Annotated in this window: 15 protein-coding genes and 3 tRNA genes; 3 read left to right on the top strand and 15 right to left on the bottom strand. The window is 38.5% G+C overall.

All coding sequences use genetic code 11. The annotated features are described in order from the left end of the window. Nucleotides 1–171: 171 nt before the first annotated feature. From KJ562_00285 to KJ562_00215, 15 genes are all read right to left on the bottom strand, one after another. Nucleotides 172–444, bottom strand: a complete 273-nt coding sequence (locus tag KJ562_00285) for an HU family DNA-binding protein (GenBank protein ID MBU3964164.1) — start codon at nt 442–444, stop codon at nt 172–174. Between the two features lie 59 nt (nt 445–503). Beyond that, nucleotides 504–2033 (bottom strand): ribonuclease Y, encoded by a 1530-nt coding sequence (gene rny / locus KJ562_00280; GenBank protein ID MBU3964163.1) that lies wholly within the window; start codon nt 2031–2033, stop codon nt 504–506. A gap of 237 nt (nt 2034–2270) precedes the next feature. After that, on the bottom strand, nt 2271–2858 hold the full coding sequence (locus KJ562_00275) for an ATP-dependent Clp protease proteolytic subunit (GenBank protein MBU3964162.1): 588 nt from the start codon (nt 2856–2858) through the stop codon (nt 2271–2273). Nucleotides 2859–2898: 40 nt separating this feature from the next. Beyond that, on the bottom strand, nt 2899–3894 hold the full coding sequence (locus KJ562_00270) for a hypothetical protein (protein MBU3964161.1): 996 nt from the start codon (nt 3892–3894) through the stop codon (nt 2899–2901). A gap of 5 nt (nt 3895–3899) precedes the next feature. Continuing rightward, nucleotides 3900–5888 (bottom strand): sodium-translocating pyrophosphatase, encoded by a 1989-nt coding sequence (locus KJ562_00265; GenBank protein ID MBU3964160.1) that lies wholly within the window; start codon nt 5886–5888, stop codon nt 3900–3902. A gap of 21 nt (nt 5889–5909) precedes the next feature. Next, the gene (gene nusA / locus KJ562_00260) at nt 5910–7244 is read right to left on the bottom strand and encodes a transcription termination factor NusA (GenBank protein MBU3964159.1); all 1335 of its coding nucleotides are present in this window, start codon (nt 7242–7244) and stop codon (nt 5910–5912) included. A 219-nt stretch (nt 7245–7463) separates the two neighbouring features. After that, nucleotides 7464–7838 carry a YraN family protein gene (locus KJ562_00255; protein MBU3964158.1) on the bottom strand — a complete coding sequence of 125 codons (375 nt, stop codon included), beginning with the start codon at nt 7836–7838 and terminating at the stop codon, nt 7464–7466. Then, entirely contained in the window at nt 7825–8301 is a 477-nt protein-coding gene (locus KJ562_00250) for a DUF192 domain-containing protein (GenBank protein ID MBU3964157.1), read from the bottom strand. The genes KJ562_00255 and KJ562_00250 overlap by 14 nt, the downstream gene beginning before the upstream one ends. A gap of 82 nt (nt 8302–8383) precedes the next feature. Further along, nucleotides 8384–8644 carry a type II toxin-antitoxin system mRNA interferase toxin, RelE/StbE family gene (locus tag KJ562_00245; protein ID MBU3964156.1) on the bottom strand — a complete coding sequence of 87 codons (261 nt, stop codon included), beginning with the start codon at nt 8642–8644 and terminating at the stop codon, nt 8384–8386. After that, nucleotides 8641–8916 (bottom strand): type II toxin-antitoxin system RelB/DinJ family antitoxin, encoded by a 276-nt coding sequence (locus KJ562_00240; protein MBU3964155.1) that lies wholly within the window; start codon nt 8914–8916, stop codon nt 8641–8643. Before KJ562_00240 ends, KJ562_00245 begins: the two co-directional genes overlap by 4 nt. 148 nt (nt 8917–9064) lie before the next feature. After that, nucleotides 9065–10597, bottom strand: coding sequence for a fused MFS/spermidine synthase (locus KJ562_00235; GenBank protein ID MBU3964154.1), 1533 nt, complete (start codon nt 10595–10597; stop codon nt 9065–9067). 73 nt (nt 10598–10670) lie between these two features. Beyond that, nucleotides 10671–10741, bottom strand: a tRNA-Ala gene (locus KJ562_00230). Continuing rightward, nucleotides 10732–11247 carry a hypothetical protein gene (locus KJ562_00225; GenBank protein ID MBU3964153.1) on the bottom strand — a complete coding sequence of 172 codons (516 nt, stop codon included), beginning with the start codon at nt 11245–11247 and terminating at the stop codon, nt 10732–10734. Before KJ562_00225 ends, KJ562_00230 begins: the two co-directional genes overlap by 10 nt. A gap of 32 nt (nt 11248–11279) precedes the next feature. Next, nucleotides 11280–11352, bottom strand: a tRNA-Pro gene (locus tag KJ562_00220). Between the two features lie 2 nt (nt 11353–11354). Further along, the gene (locus KJ562_00215) at nt 11355–12851 is read right to left on the bottom strand and encodes an HD domain-containing protein (GenBank protein MBU3964152.1); all 1497 of its coding nucleotides are present in this window, start codon (nt 12849–12851) and stop codon (nt 11355–11357) included. Between the two features lie 60 nt (nt 12852–12911). On the opposite strand from KJ562_00215, the gene KJ562_00210 reads away from it, so the two are divergent. From KJ562_00210 to KJ562_00200, 3 genes are all read left to right on the top strand, one after another. Then, nucleotides 12912–12986, top strand: a tRNA-Arg gene (locus KJ562_00210). Between the two features lie 120 nt (nt 12987–13106). Then, nucleotides 13107–13709 (top strand): hypothetical protein, encoded by a 603-nt coding sequence (locus KJ562_00205; GenBank protein ID MBU3964151.1) that lies wholly within the window; start codon nt 13107–13109, stop codon nt 13707–13709. Nucleotides 13710–13735: 26 nt separating this feature from the next. Beyond that, nucleotides 13736–15721 (top strand): C1 family peptidase (locus KJ562_00200; protein ID MBU3964150.1); only part of this gene is annotated, 1986 nt, incomplete at its 3' end.

The following is a 15721-nucleotide window of genomic DNA, read 5'->3' as shown; positions in this document are numbered from 1 at the left end:
GGGTTTCCAGCAGGCGGGCAAAAAGGAAGGGGGTTGGGGGGAAGAAATTTTTGTCCGCCTGCTCACCGCGCCGAAGGCGCGGCTGGGGCGAGAACGGCGCTACTCTCTTGCTCCGATCCAAACTAAACCAAAAATCCGCTGTTCAGCGGATTTTTGGTTTGAGGAAAAAATCTATCTGACTAAGTCCTTTAAGGCCTTTCCTGCCTTAAATCTTGGAACTTTGGCAGCTGCGATTTTGATAGCTGCGCCTGTCTGTGGATTCCTGCCTGTCCTTGCCTTTCTCTTTCCGACCAAGAACTTGCCGAAACCAGTCAAAACAACATCCTGACCTTTTACTAAGGCCTTGCCAATCTCATCTAATATAACATTTAAACATTCGCTGGCCGCTGCCTTGGAAACGCCTGTCTTTTGAGCTAAAGCATCAACTAAATCTTGTTTTGTCATTTTTTTGATTTTATTAATCTTTTAAACTCGACCTTTAATTTGATGACTTTTATTAAGGATTATTTGGCGTATTCTGTAATCCTTTTCTCTCTGATAAGCACTACTTTTATCTCTCCTGGATATTTTAACTCCTCTGATATCCTTTTGGCAATATCCCGCGCCAATCGCTGGCCTGCCAAATCATCAATCTCATCTGGTTTAACAAAAACTCTTAATTCTCTGCCTGCTTGAATAGCGTATGATTTTTCTACTCCTTCAAAGCTATTAGCAATATTCTCCAAATCGCCCAATCGCTTAAGATAATTTTCAAGCGTGTCCTTTCTCGCTCCAGGCCTGGCTCCGGAAATTTGGTCAGCTGCCTGCACAATGTGCGATTCAACTGTTTCGTAGGGGTATTCTTCGTGATGCGATTTCATCGCAGTAATCACTTCTTTTTCTATCCCGAATTTTTCCAAAATCTTGATGCCAATATCAGTATGCGAGCCCTGAACCTGATGGTCCATTGCTTTGCCGATATCGTGCAAAAGGCCTGCCTTTCTGGCAACTCTCACATCTGCGCCGATTTCTTCAGCCAACATCCCGCTTAAAAGAGAAACCTCTACAGAGTGCAACAAGACATTTTGGCCAAAGCTTGTTCTGAAACGAAGCCGTCCTAATAATTCCACTAATTTCGGGTCTAAGTCCAGTATTCCTGTTTCATAGACCGCTGTATCTCCAGCCTGCTTTACTTGTTCTACCACTTCTTCTTCCACTCTGGCAACTATTTCTTCTATTCTGGCTGGCTGTATTCTGCCGTCTTCTATCAGTCGTTCCATGGCCCTTTTGGCAATATAGCGCCTATAAGGATTAAATCCTGAAATGGTTATCGCTTCCGGCGTTTCATCAACAACAACTTCTACCCCTGTTGCTTTCTCAAATGCCTTTATATTCCTCCCTTCTTTTCCGATAATCCGGCCCTTGATTTTATCAGAAGGAAGATTGACTGTCGTGGTTGTAGTATCCTGCGCTTGTGGCAGGGCACACCTTTGGATTGCCAAAGCAACTATTTCTTTAGCTCTTTCTTTTAATTTTTCACTACCATCTCTTTCTAAGCGCATCATTCTTTCAAGCATTTCCTTTTGCGCTTCTTTTTCTATTCTTTCTAAAAGCTCTTTTTTCGCATCATCTCTTTCAAGATGGGCAATACTTTCCAGCTTACCGATTTCCTGGTCTATCAGCTCTTGTAATTTTTCCTTTAATTCTTTAATCTCATCCGCTTTCCGATAAATCAGCTTTTCTTTTTCATCTAAATCAGTAATTTTGGTTTGCAAAGCGGTTTCTCTCTGCAAAATAAATCTTTCTGTTTTTAAAAGTTCTCTTTTCCGCAACTCTTCTTCTGTCCTTGCTTTTTTTATTATTTCAGATGCCTTGTTTTCTGACTGAGATAGAACAGTATCAGCGTCTTTCTTGGCTTGAGTTATTTTGTTTTGAATCTTTAACTCTATGCTGCCTAATTGTTTTTTCGCAATTGATTGACGCGTAAGATACCCCAAAATCGCTCCTATCACAGCGCCAACAAGGCCCACTATCAGTAGGGTAAGTTGGTTCATATTGTGTGTTGGAAAACTGGCAAATCATTTTTTAATATTAATCACCAAATTCCAGTTAAATTATATTTCTCGGGCAGGACCTTTCTGCTCCTGCCCTGCGACCAAAGGGGGCACCCCTTTGGAATCCTCATCTTCCGGGAGTCCTATCCGCCTAAAGGCGGGGGTTCCCGAAAGATTAAATTATATTTCTCGTTGATGATAGCAATAAAACGCTTATCTGTAAAGGAATTCCATTGATTACGACTTTTTTGTCTCTATAACAGTGTCAATGAGTCCATAATTCTTTGCCTCCTGCGCAGACAAATAAAAATCTCTGTCTGTGTCAACGCTGATTGTTTTCAAGGGCTGTCCTGTGTGTTTGGCAAGAATCTTGCTTATCTTATCCCTTATTTTAATAATCTGTTTAGCAGTGATTTCTATTGCCGCTGCCTCTCCGCTCACACCTCCTGCCACTTGGTGCAGTAAAATTTCGCTGTTTGGCAAAGCGAATCTTTTATTCTTCTCGCCAGAAGCCAATAAGACCGCTGCCATAGAAGCAGCCAGGCCAACGCAAACCGTTGAAATCTCGCAATTAATGTATTGCATTGTATCGTAAATAGCTAATCCAGCTGTTACAGAACCACCAGGACTATTAATGTATAACTTAATGTCTTTTTTCGGGTTCTTGCTTGCCAAAAAAAGCATCTGGGCGATTATTGAGTTTGCGCCAATATCTGTTAATGGCCCTGCTAAAAAAATTATTCTGTCTTCTAAGAGCCGGGAATAAATATCATAAACCCGTTCTCTTTGCCCTGATTTTTCTATGACTGTTGGTATAATATTCATAAGTTTAAATAATTAATAATTATTGACTATTGACTATTGATTATTGATTATTGACTAGTCCCTCAAGTAATTGAAGGGCTTTCTCGTCTTCTATCCGTTCTTTAAGATAAGTTCTTAACGCTGTTTGGTCAATCTGGTCTTTGATTTTCACATTAACAGGATGGTCAAGAAATCCTTTAATTTCCTTTTCTAATTCTTCTTCGCTGGCTTCAATATTCTCTTTTACTTGTATCCGCCCTAAAATCATAATTCTCTTGATTCTTTCCTTAACATCAACAGTTAACGAGTCCTCTAATTCTTTTTCTGTTTTTTGGATTTTTTTCAAATAATCTTCAAACGAAATTTTCAATGCTTCTTGGACATTCCTCTTGATATCATCCATCATTCTTCTTCTCTCCGCGGAAATCAAAATTTCCGGAACTTCAAAATCGCATTTCTCCGAGATTAACTTAAGAATATCATTTCGCAGTTTTTCTTTTCTTATTGTTTCTTTTTCTTTCTGGATTTCCTGCCTTAATATCTTTTTAAGCTCTTCTGGTTTATCAAAATTAATTTTATCTCTCTGCTCTTGCGGTATCTTTTCTCTTGCTTCCTGTAATTGTTTAAACGCCTGGTCCACTTCTTCGTTGCTTACAATTAACTCTTCCGGTTTGACGCCTTTGGCTATCTTTTTGTAATCAGGCAAAACAATTTCTGGCATCACCGAGACCTTAATTTTTAATTCAAGAGGATTGGCTGGAGCTAATTTTAATACTTCAATTTCCGGAGGGCCTATCACTTCCAGCTTATTCTCTTTTACTATTTCAGGATAAATTTCTTTTATCGCCGAACTAACTGCCTGCTGTAAAATATCTTCTTGTTTAATATTTTTAATTGCCAAGTCCTTTGGCGCCTGGCCCTTGCGGAATCCCTTAATTTCTACTCCTTTGACAAGCCCATCAGTCGCTTTCTGGACAAACTTATCAAATTCATTATATGGAACGCTAACAGATATTTCTCTTTTCGTCCCGCTAATTTCTTTTATAGATATTTCCATTGCTTTTAAGAAAATAATGCTAATGATATAAGAGCAACTACGCTGATTAGTTTGATTAAGATATTTAACGAAGGTCCAGCAGTGTCTTTGAACGGGTCTCCAACTGTATCTCCTACAACCGCTGCCTTGTGCGCGTCAGAGCCCTTGCCCCCAAGATTGCCTGCTTCAATATATTTCTTGGCATTGTCCCATGCAGCTCCTGAATTTGCCATAAACAAGGCAACTAAAAATCCACTGGTTAAAGCGCCGACTAAAGTGCCTGCCACTGCTTCTTTACCCAAAATCAGGCCAACTAAAATCGGAGTGAGAACCACTAATATTCCGGGAACTATCATCTCTCTGATAGCTCTTTTTGTCGCCAAATCAACACAAGTGCGATAATCAGCTTTTGCTGTTCCTTCAATTAATCCAGGCAATTCTCTAAATTGCCGTCTTACTTCTTTCACTATTTCCAATGCACCCCTGCTCACTCCTTTCATTGTTAAGGCAGAAAAGAGAAATGGCAACATTGCCCCAATAAACAATCCTGCCAAAAGTTTTGGCTCCAACATATTAATTGAAACCACATTGATTTTTTGCGCATAAGTTGCCAACCAAGCCAAGGCAGCCAAAGCAGCAGACCCTATGGCAAATCCTTTTCCTATTGCAGCTGTGCTATTTCCAACTGCATCAAGAGCTTCCACTCTTTGCCTGACTTCTTTTCCCAATCCGCCCATTTCAGCAATCCCTGCTGCATTATCAGCAATAGGCCCATAGCAATCAGTAGAAAGATTAATACCCAAGACACCAAGAATACCAAGCGATGCTAAGGCAATACCATAAAGCCCGGCAAAATGATAGGACAGCACTATTGTTGCGCTAACCGCAAGAACTGGAACAACCGTACTTTTCATTCCAACAATAAGCCCTTCTATAATTACATTTGAAGCGCCGCTATTTCCTGCTTCTGCAATATCAAGAGTTGGCCTCTTTTTTTCAGAAGAAAAATATTCGCTCGTCTTTCCTATAATCCAACCAGCGAGCAAGCCAAACAATATTGCCCAAAACAGACCGATACTATTAAATAGAGATTTTATCAGAAAATATGAACCTACAATCATTAAAACATTAGCCACAAGCACGCCTCTCTCCATTGCCTTTCTAACGCTTTCTGTTTGTTTAGAAAATTCTTCCTGTGACGCGTCTTTAGAAACGCGCACAAAAAATGTTCCCAAAAGAGAACTAATAATTCCGATTCCTGCCAAAAATAGGGGAGCAATCATTCCTTTTGCGCCAAAGACAGCTGTGCCGATAACCATTGCTGCAATAATAGTAGAAACATATGATTCAAAAAGGTCTGCGCCCATACCAGCAATATCTCCCACATTATCTCCAACCTGGTCTGCTATAACAGCAGGATTTCTTGGGTCATCTTCTGGAATCCCTTTTTCCACTTTTCCAACCAAATCAGCTCCAACATCAGCGCTTTTTGTGAATATTCCTCCACCTACTCTCATAAATAGAGCGACTAAAGACGCTCCGAGCGCATAGTTTATTAGCAAATCCACATTTTGAAAAGCCATCCAGAGTATAACAACGCCCAAAAGTCCTAATCCTACAACCAAAAAGCCCATAACCTGCCCACCCCAAATAGCGGTCTTAAATGATTCTGGAAAACTTTTTTGGGCTGAAACTGTTGTTCTTATATTAGCCAAAGTTGAAACCATCATTCCGATATAACCGGCTAAGCTTGAGATAAATGCACCTATTAATAAGACAATGGGAGGCAAGATGCTTTTATTTAAAATCCCCAAAGCAATTGCCACTAAAAGAAAAACAATTATCATTGCCTTGAATTCTCTTTTAAGAAAAGCCTTGGCTCCTTCTCTTATGGCATCAGCTATTTTTTGAAGACCTGCTTCGCCAGAACTCAATTTTTTCAAAAGGCGAATCCATAAAAGAACAAATAGAATATCTATAACAGATACAATAAGAGGAATATATATCAAGTTCATATTGGAAATGTTAATTAATAATTAGTTGTTTTCTTTTTCGGTTTTTTCTGATTTTTCTTTTTTTGTTTTTGGCTTTTTTGTTTTGGTTTTCGGCTTCTCGTTTTTTGGTTTCTCTCCCTTTGGTTTTTCTTCTACTCCTGCTTCTTCTGGTTCTGGCGATTCTATTATTGCTTCCTCTGATTTTTCTGGTTCTATGGGTTTATCGCCTCCCTCAACCTGAATATCTATTTTCCAACCAGTGAGTCGGGCAGCCAAGCGAACATTTTGACCTCCCTTGCCAATGGCCAATGAAAGCTGGTCTTCAGCAACAATCACAGTTGCCTTGCCTTTTTCCTCTACTTTTACTTCCATCACTTTTGCTGGAGACAAAGCATTGCTAATAAATTGTTCTGGATTTTCAGACCATAAAATAATATCAATCTTTTCCCCAGACAAACTATTAATCACTGCCATGACCCTTGTTCCTCTTTGCCCGACCATTGCGCCAATAGGGTCAATTCCTTCTTCATTCGTAGCTACAGCAACCTTGGTGCGAAATCCCGGCTCTCTGGCTATGCTTTTAATTTCTACTTGACCAGAGGACGCCTCTGGCACTTCTATCTCAAATAATTTTGAAATAAACTTCGGATAAGCCCGAGACAAGATAATGGTTGGTCCTTTTGGGGTTGCCTCAACGCTTCGCAAATAAAGACGCAATCGCTGACCAATAAAATAATTTTCACCAGAGATTTGTTCAGCAGGAATTAAAACACCCAATGTCTTGCCAATGTCAAAGAAAACATTTGGGCCCTCTATCCTCTGGACTACCCCGGAAACAACCTCTCCTTCCTTTGATTTGTATTCTTCTAAAATAGCATTCCTTTCCGCTTCTTTAAGCCGTTGCAGAATAACCTGTTTAGCGGTTTGGGCTGCGATTCTGCCATAATCAGTATCCGCCTTAAGCGGAACTAAAAACTCTTCGTTAATCTGGATTTTTGACTCTGTTTTTTTCGCCTCCTCTATCATTATATGTTTCTTGGGATTAAACCTGACTTTCTTTTCTTCATTGTCTGCTTCTCCTATTTTTTCCAGTCCCTCTTCTGCGTCTCCGGTCTCTTCGGCTTTAAGCTTAAGCTCTTCCAATTCTTCTTCTGAATAAATCATATCCTCGTCAACAACTTCAAAAACCTGCCAAAATTTTACTTTGCCAGTTTGCATATCCATTTTTGCCCTGATATTCTCTCCTTTCCTGTCATTGTCTTTTTTATAAGCAGCAGACAGGGCCTGCTCTATAACATCAATCACAATATCCGAAGAAATTCCTTTTTCTTCCGCAATTTGGGATATAGATGATGCGAGAGCTTTTATATCTTCCATAGTTTTTGGTTAAAAATTTTAAATTGTAAACATAGGAAACGAGGATATCTTGTTTCAAGATGTTATCAACGAGGCCGGGTCTCGTTGTGAGGCCCGGACTCGTTGATTGTGCCTCGCTTATAAAATTGATTTCAGAAAAAAGGGCCCAACTTCTTGGACCTTCTTTCCATATAATAACAAATCAGATATTTATGTCAAGAATATCTGCCCAATAATGGCTCAAATATTCTGAAAATGGCTTATTCTCGCTTTGCGGGAACAAAAATCCAAAACAATTGCCAGAGCGTCTATTTGCCACAACGATTCCTGCGGAACGCTGTTTTCATCAAGCCAAATTTGGGCAATTTTGGATATTTTGCCTTGCTTCTGAAAATTAATTTTTGATTCAGGCGCAAATCTTGTTCCATTGGACAATGTTTTCACTTCAAAAAAAATAATGACCCCTTGTTTTTGGGCCACAATATCTATTTCTCCGATTTTTAACCCATTAGCTGTTTTAAAAAAGTTTTTGGTCAAAATCTTGTATCCTTTCTCTTCTAAATACCTTCTTGCAATCTCTTCCCCAATCTCCCCAATTTCTTTAGAGTTCGGCATTATTGTTTTTGAAATAAAAACTATCGCCTATTTTTATATCTAATTCCTGGGCAAGTCCTGCTTTTATTTCTAAAACATATTGCGATAACAGATTCGGCTTATAAACAGGGCAGGGGTCTGAATCGCAAGGCATGACATTGTGTTCAATATGAGTAATCTTTAAATCCTTGTCCATCCAAACAATATCAATCGGAATCATCATATTCTTCATCCAAAATCCGTGGCCTCCCTGCTCTTGGAAAACAAAAAGCATTCCCTTATTTTCCGGCAAGTCCGAACGCCCCATCAGCCCTTTGGTTCGTTGTTCCGCTGTCTCTGCCACTTCAACCTCAAAACATTTATCTCCAAAACAAACCTCATTTATCCTCATGTCTTTTCTATTGTTTAAAAAAAATACAAATATTGTCACCGCTACCAAAAATAAACAAAATAATAAAATTAATATTACAAAAGATTTAAACATAAAAAATTATTATTTTTTAGCTTGTTTATGATATCTGCCAATGCGATCGACGCGCCAATACTACCTGGCATAGAACTATTTTTCAAAAATACAAGTTGCTGTGGCTGTCTATAATAACAAAAATGCATTCATTCTCGTTAACAAACTTATAAATTGCTCTTAGGTCGCCTGTTATGTCTATGCTTCGGTAATCAGTATATTTTCCTTTTAAGGGATGATTGTTGAGTTGAGAATGAAATGGATTTTCCAAAAATAATTCTAATCTTTGCTGAACTTTTTCTTGTTCTTTTTTCTTTAATTTCTTGTATTGTTTCTCAAAATTCTTGTGAAAACGAATTTTCATGAGGAAGAAAAATGTTTTTTAAGTTCTTGTTTGGAAGAAAAACTGCGAGAAACATTTTTGTTTCTCTGAATATCAAATTCTATACTGCCCAAAAGATTCTCCAGCTCTGGCAACATTTTAGGCGCAACGCCAAAGTATGCTTCTTTATCCCTCACAAACTGCCTTAAATAGGCGTTTATAACTGTGCTCAAGGATAACCCCAATTCTTTAGCGGTTTCCTGGGCAGCTTCTTTTATCTCGCTATTGGTTTTGATGTTAATAACTGTTTTCATAATTCGATATTTAATATTAACTCATTAGCAGGCCGAGCTTTTGCAGACAGCGCAAACGGGCCTCTATGCCTAAAGTATATACAAAGGTTAAGCCAATGTCAATAGTTAAATATCGCAGGGCAATGATTTAACTAATATTATTTCGTTCCTAAAACTTTTGATTTTTTAGAGTTTGAGCAGTTAAATAATCAACAGGACAAAAATTATCAGTCAATTCCATATAGCGAGAAAAATCTATTTTATCTGTGTCAATCATTTTTTTATCTAAATCAACTATCAACGGAGCTAATTTTCCTGCTATTCTTTCATCTAAAAAATCTATCTTATCATCGCCCTTATACCCTACAAAGATAATGTTCTGCGCTTTAATCTTTTCTTTTGAATCAACTGCGAAAAAATAACTATTAGGGAAAACGGTTCTAAAGGTTTTCATTTCAGAGAACAATAATGATAGAGGCGCGGGATTCAAATTTCCGATAATATTTGCAATGAATATCCCATCATTATTAAGCTTATCGCGTACTACTTCAAAAAATTCTATTGTCGTAAGATGGGAAGGCACCGAAAAAAGAGAGGAATAAGCGTCTCCATATATTAAGTCATATTTATTTTCTGAATCTGCAAGAAATCTTCTGCCATCTTGTATAAAGTTATTTAAATTAGCATAATCCTTTAGCCCAAAGAATTCTTTTGCTAAATCAAAAAATGACGGTTCTATCTCTACAACATCAACTATTGCGTTCGGCAACTCCTGCGCAATAGATTTTGGGATTGTATAAATGCCGCCGCCAATAACAAGCGCTCTCTTCATCTCTGGATTTGTAATTCTATATAAAGAATAATATTTGCTATATTCAAAAGCATGGTCCTCTGAATCTAAAAATACTCCTCCCCACAAACTACGGTCTTGTATAAAAAGCCGCGCAGGCCTATTTTCATAAATCACGTCCATTATAATAATTTTCCCATAAATCCCATCCTTGGCATAAACAACATTTTCTTTGAAATAAAAAGATTGGAAAAGGGCAATCATTAAAAACATAACAAAAACAGAGAAAATAACACCAAAAATAATCCCTTTTTTAATATTAAGAACAATCAGGGCAAAAATGCTCATAAATACCAAAACCAGACCTGTGCCAACCATTATTTGCCAAAGCCCGAAATTAGGAATAAGAACAAATCCGGAAAACAAACTGCCGAATATGCTCCCAAATGTTGACCAAAAGAAAATCTTGCCCGATATCGTGCCTATGCCTACATTTGGAGAAAGCGCTTCTTGCAGTTTTATAGCGAAGGGGGAAAGGGTTCCCAATAAAAAACTAGGTATAAAAAATAAAACAATAGAAGAAACCAAGGGGCCGTAAATGATTGAAAAGCTTCTGCTAAGAAAGGGCAGAACGAACATTATAAGAAACTGAAGAATAAAAATACTTATCCCGCTTGCTAAAATTATCCCGAAAAACCATTTTAAGGAAGGGTGCTTATCAGCCAATGTCCCTCCTATATAATATCCCACGCTAAGGGCGGCCAATATCACGCCCAATATGCTGGAAACGCTGAATATGGTGTTTCCAAAATAGGGAGCCAAAATCCGAATTGCCACAACTTCAACTACCAAAACCGCTGCTCCTGTAATAAATACTACAAACAATAAAAAATTTCGTTTGAGAAAAGACATTATTTTATTTTAATTATTAAATGTTTATAATCTTTCACAGTACAACTTCAAATATAAGCGAGGAGCGAAGTAGTGGACCTGGGCGGAGTCGAACCGCCATCACCTCAATGCGAATGAGATATTCTGCCATTAAACTACAGGCCCTTGTTTTGTTGAAGGATTATTCTTGCTCGAAGTGTTGATTCTCGTTTAGAAAACATAAAGGAAACTCTGCCTTTGAATGTTTTTTTGATTTTCTTTGCCAACTGCTGAGCCATTTGGTTTTCTGTGGTCAAAACCCTCAACATTCCCTTGGCAACTGTCTGGATGGAAATAATCCTGTCCATGGGGTCTTTTTTAAAAGCAATCTCTGAAAAATTGCTGATTAAATTCTCTATTTCTTGTTTTTTTTCTTCCTGAATATTCTCTATTATAATCTCTCCTTCATAGCGATTGTTTTTAATCATCTGGCAAGCAGGGCAAAACACGGATTTAATGTTTTGTTTCTCTGCTTCCAGGACTCCCTCCAATCCGTGTCGCCAAGATTTTTTCCAAAAAACAGCGTTGCATTCTTGGCAAACAAAAATACCTGCTTTTGCTTTTCCAAACTCTGCTGTCTCATTTTTAAACCCTGGAAAAGGCCATGATGTTTTTTCAAAAAAATTCCTCATATTGAATAAAATAATTAAATAATAACTCCTTGTCAGGGCGGAGAGAATCGCACTCTCGATTTCCGCTTCCCGAAAGCGGCGTCTTAGCTGCTAGACCACGCCCTGATTCAAGAGACCCAGTATTTCTTTTTTGTCATTTCATCCCGCTTTGTCACAATTTCTTCCCGTTTCTCTTTAGCCCCTTTCGCCAATTGTTCTAATTCCTTTTCACTAAGACCGCCCATTCCTTTAATCCGCTTCTTTAAATAAGTTTTTTTGTTATTCTTCGGCTCATCTAAAACTTCCCCTAATAAAACAGCAAGAATTTTTCCGATTTTCTGTCCTGGTTCTATTTTCAAAATTTCCATAATATCATCTCCGCCTACTTTTAGCGTAGTTGTGTCAATCGGAGAGAGCGCTAATCTTTCCGCAACATATTGAAAATGCCTCAACTTGTATGGCATTGCCTTGGGACATCCAGACCCAATCCTATCACATGTTCTTAATTGCACCAATTCCTCAAAATTTTCTGGTCCGACTTTTGCCAACAATCGCCTCACTGAAGATTCCTGCACTTCGCCGACATTGTAATAAAAAAGATGATACCTAACTAATCTTACTATCTTTTCAATGTCTTTCTTGGGAAACTTCAACCGTTCCAAAATCTTGGCAGTCATTTTAGCTCCGATTACTTCATGGTTATAAAAAGTTGAATCAGCGCCTTGTCCCTCTTTAGCTCTTGGTTTTCCGATATCGTGGAAAAGCGCGGCTATACGGACATATTTATTAAAATTTTCTTTTGCCCCGAATTGCAAAGACCTAATGCCATGCTCATACACTTCATATATATGATGTTTGTTCTGTCCAACCTGATATCCTTCTAATAATTCCGGGACAATATATTTCAAAAGTCCTGTTTCTCTTAAAAGCTCTACGCCTTTGGCTGGATTATCAGACATTACTATCTTCAAAAATTCATCTCTAATTCGTTCTTTGGAAATAAACTCCAAAAGACCAGTATTTTTCTTAATCGCTGAAAGGGTTTGTTTTTCAATATTAAAATCCAAAACAGTGGCAAAACGAATTGCCCTCATCAAGCGCAGAGCATCTTCTTGAAATCTCTCTTCTGGCTTGCCAACTGCCCGAATCAATTTATCCTCCAAATCCTTCTGCCCATTGAAAGGGTCAATCAATATGAATTTTGAATTTTGAATTTTGAATTTTGAATTTGTCCGAGATTTGGGATTTGGGATTTTCAATGCGATAGCATTGACAGTGAAGTCCCTTCTCCCTAAATCCTGCTCAATCGTTTTTGCCCATTTAACCTTATCCGGATGCCTTTTGTCTGTATATTTTTCCTCTGTTCTAAATGTGGTTATTTCTATCTCTTTTAAATTATCTTTTTTGCTGGCTGTTAAGACAGTTACTGTGCCAAACTTATTTACATTAAAACTTTTAGGAAATATTTTTTCTAATTCCTTTGGATTAGCATTGGTGGTAACATCCCAATCATTCGGCTCAATTCCTAATAATAAATCCCTTACGCACCCGCCAACAACAAATGCCTGAAAATCCTTGTTTTCAAGTATGCTGACTATTTTCTTTACTTCTATGGGAATATTCATGTTCCCCAATTCTAACTTAATTCTTGCTCTTTTTCAATTGGTAATATAGAATTAAATAAAGCCCCCGTGGCTCAATTGGATAGAGCGTCGCGCTTCGGACGCGAAGGTTTGAGGGTTCGAATCCTTCCGGGGGCATATTAGAATAAGTTAATGAGCAAGGCGAATTTACTTGTTCTTATATCCGCCGCAGCCCCGACGGAGTCGTGGGCGGAGGCGGGCTATAAAAATTAAGGATAAAAAATAAAAAATAAAACCATGAACAAAGCCACGAAAATTTTAATAATAGGGTTGTTTCTCGGTCTTTTTGTGTTTGTTAGTCAAGCATCAGCAGCTGGAATTGTTCCTTGCGGTCAAAGAGAAGATGACCCCAATACTACCATAGTGGAAAGCGCCCCATGTACTCTCTGCCATTTCTTTGTACTTATTGAAGTTGTCCTTGAATTTGTATTCTTCAATATAACTCCGCCTCTGGCTCTTCTAATGCTGATTATCGGCGGAGGAATGTTTATGATGGCTGCTGGGGACCCTGGCAAGATATCAAAAGCAAGAACAATAATCACAACCACATTAATCGGCATTGTAATAATCTACGGCGCATTTTTCCTTGTTGGTATGCTCCTCCAATCAATTAATCTGGCTGACCCAATAAGGGGAGAATACGAGAGCTGGTGGACCAGCGGAACCTTTAATATAAACTGCCATGTCCCTGGGTCCACTCCAGCACTACCACCAGCTCCGGTTGTTGCTCTACCCACAGCCACTGCTTTTATCCCACCAATGGCCCCAGCTGCTATGCCCATAATAATACCAATCGCGCAAACCTTTTCTGGCCCCGCAACTGTTATAACTTTTCCGTAGATTGATAATTTATTTTAAATTAAATTGTGTCTAAAAAAGCAAAATTTTTAACCCTCGCTTTGTTCTGCGGATGTTTCCTTGTTGCCAATCAGGCATCAGCCGCATCTGCTGTCAAACCCATTTATTCAATGGCTGTTTCTGGTAATATTACTCTAAACAAAACAGAGGGTTATGCTCGAATAATACTTACAGATGCTCAAGGAAAAGAATATTTGATATACGAGGCAAGCGGACCTTTTGATTCAGGTTCTTTTTCTTTTGAAAATACTTGTGAAGAGACATGTGTTTTAAATGGGATTGTGCCTAAAAAAGTTGATGTGGAAGTATTGGGCGCAGAAATCCATATTGACAAGCTCTTTATGATAGAAGATAGAACAGCCATGAATGCTCGGGTGCAGACAATGGGTATGCAGACATACAGAGAAGCATTGGGCCCTGTTCAAGAGGATATAAAAATCGCCAAGATTAATCAATATATAGAGAATAGCGGGATGAAATGGACAGCAGGAAAAACATCTGTATCTGGATATTCTTATGAACAAAAAAAGCATTTATTCATATCAGTCGAGGGGACCAACAACGAAACCCCAAACACTCAAGGAATTGAATACTACACAGGAGGAATTTTTGAAATGGCAGGAGCCAATGCCTCGCCAAAATCTGCATCCGCATCCGCATCTGCTCTGCCGAGCTCCTTTGATTGGAGAGACAGGCATGGGGAAAATTGGATGACGACAATAAAAAGTCAAGGGGAATGTGGTAGTTGTTGGATATTCGCTACTACTGCTGCGATAGAGGGGCTTACCAATCTCTATTTTAACAAACATATAAATATTGACTTATCTGAACAAGATGTTCTCTCTTGCTTATACCCGAATTATGATGGCTGCAATCTCGGGTCAACGCAATCTCACACAATCTCCTCAATGAATTATTTTGAAGCATTTGGTATAACGCAAGAGCGTTGTTTTCTTTATTCTGCAAAGGATCTGCCTTGCGAGAATAAATGCGGAAATTGGGAGGATTATCTGGTTACCAGCGACTATGGAGAGCGAGAAGATATGCTCAATAACGCAGATATTATAAAACGAAAATTAATAGAAAACGGCCCACTGTCTGTGAGTATTCCATATATGGGGCACGCTATGGCTTTAGTCGGCTATGAAACTGATCCCGATAATCCTACTACTGCACCTATATGGATTTACAAGAATAGTTGGGGGGAAAATCATGGAGAACAGGGTTATCTAAGAACAAGCTTTACAGGAGCAGAAATACATTCTATAGGAATTCCAATAAAAATCGCTGATAATCCAACTATTGAAATAAATTGTGTTGACAAAGATAATGACAATTACTGTAATTGGGGAATTTCTGAAGAAAAACCGTCAACTTGTCCTGCTTCATGCGGACCGAAAAAAGATTGCGATGATTCAAATTCTGATTTAGGCACATTCGACTCTAATTATAGCTGCATACCAATTGGCGTTATAGAAGGGGATGAGCTACCGCCTGTTGTCGGCAAAATACCGCAAACAAATATTTATATAAATGTGCCAATAGAATTATCGTTTCCTGTTTCTGACAATAAAAGAGTTGCCGGTTGCAAAATCATGGTAAAAACACCAAATTCAACAAGCTTTTATGAATTCGAGACAACAAATTTTTCTAAAGCGCCTTGTCTTGTTTGTTATGCTGTCGCAGAAAATGTCGTGCTAACTGAAATAAGCATAATAACGCCTACGCCGTATCAGATTTCTGTTTACGGACGATGCTGGGATGAGGCCGGAAATGTAAGCACAGGAGATATAACAGAAATTAATGTCCTATCATCAACAAATCCTCCCCCTATAATAGAACCCGAATTTTCAGTAGGAAAAATAACTCCGAGCACGGCGCAGTTAAATGTAAGAAAAAGATTCTCTACAATGGTTTCAGATGATGGCGAAGTTTTGGCTTGCGCTCTAAAAATTAATAATACGCCTGTTGAGTATATGAATTTTTCCGAGTCG

Source organism: Patescibacteria group bacterium (assembly GCA_018900835.1).
In the GTDB taxonomy this organism is placed as follows: Bacteria; Patescibacteriota; Minisyncoccia; order Minisyncoccales; family PEYH01; genus PEYH01.
Note: the sequence above shows the minus strand (reverse complement) of the source record. Positions and strands in the feature narration are given on the sequence as shown.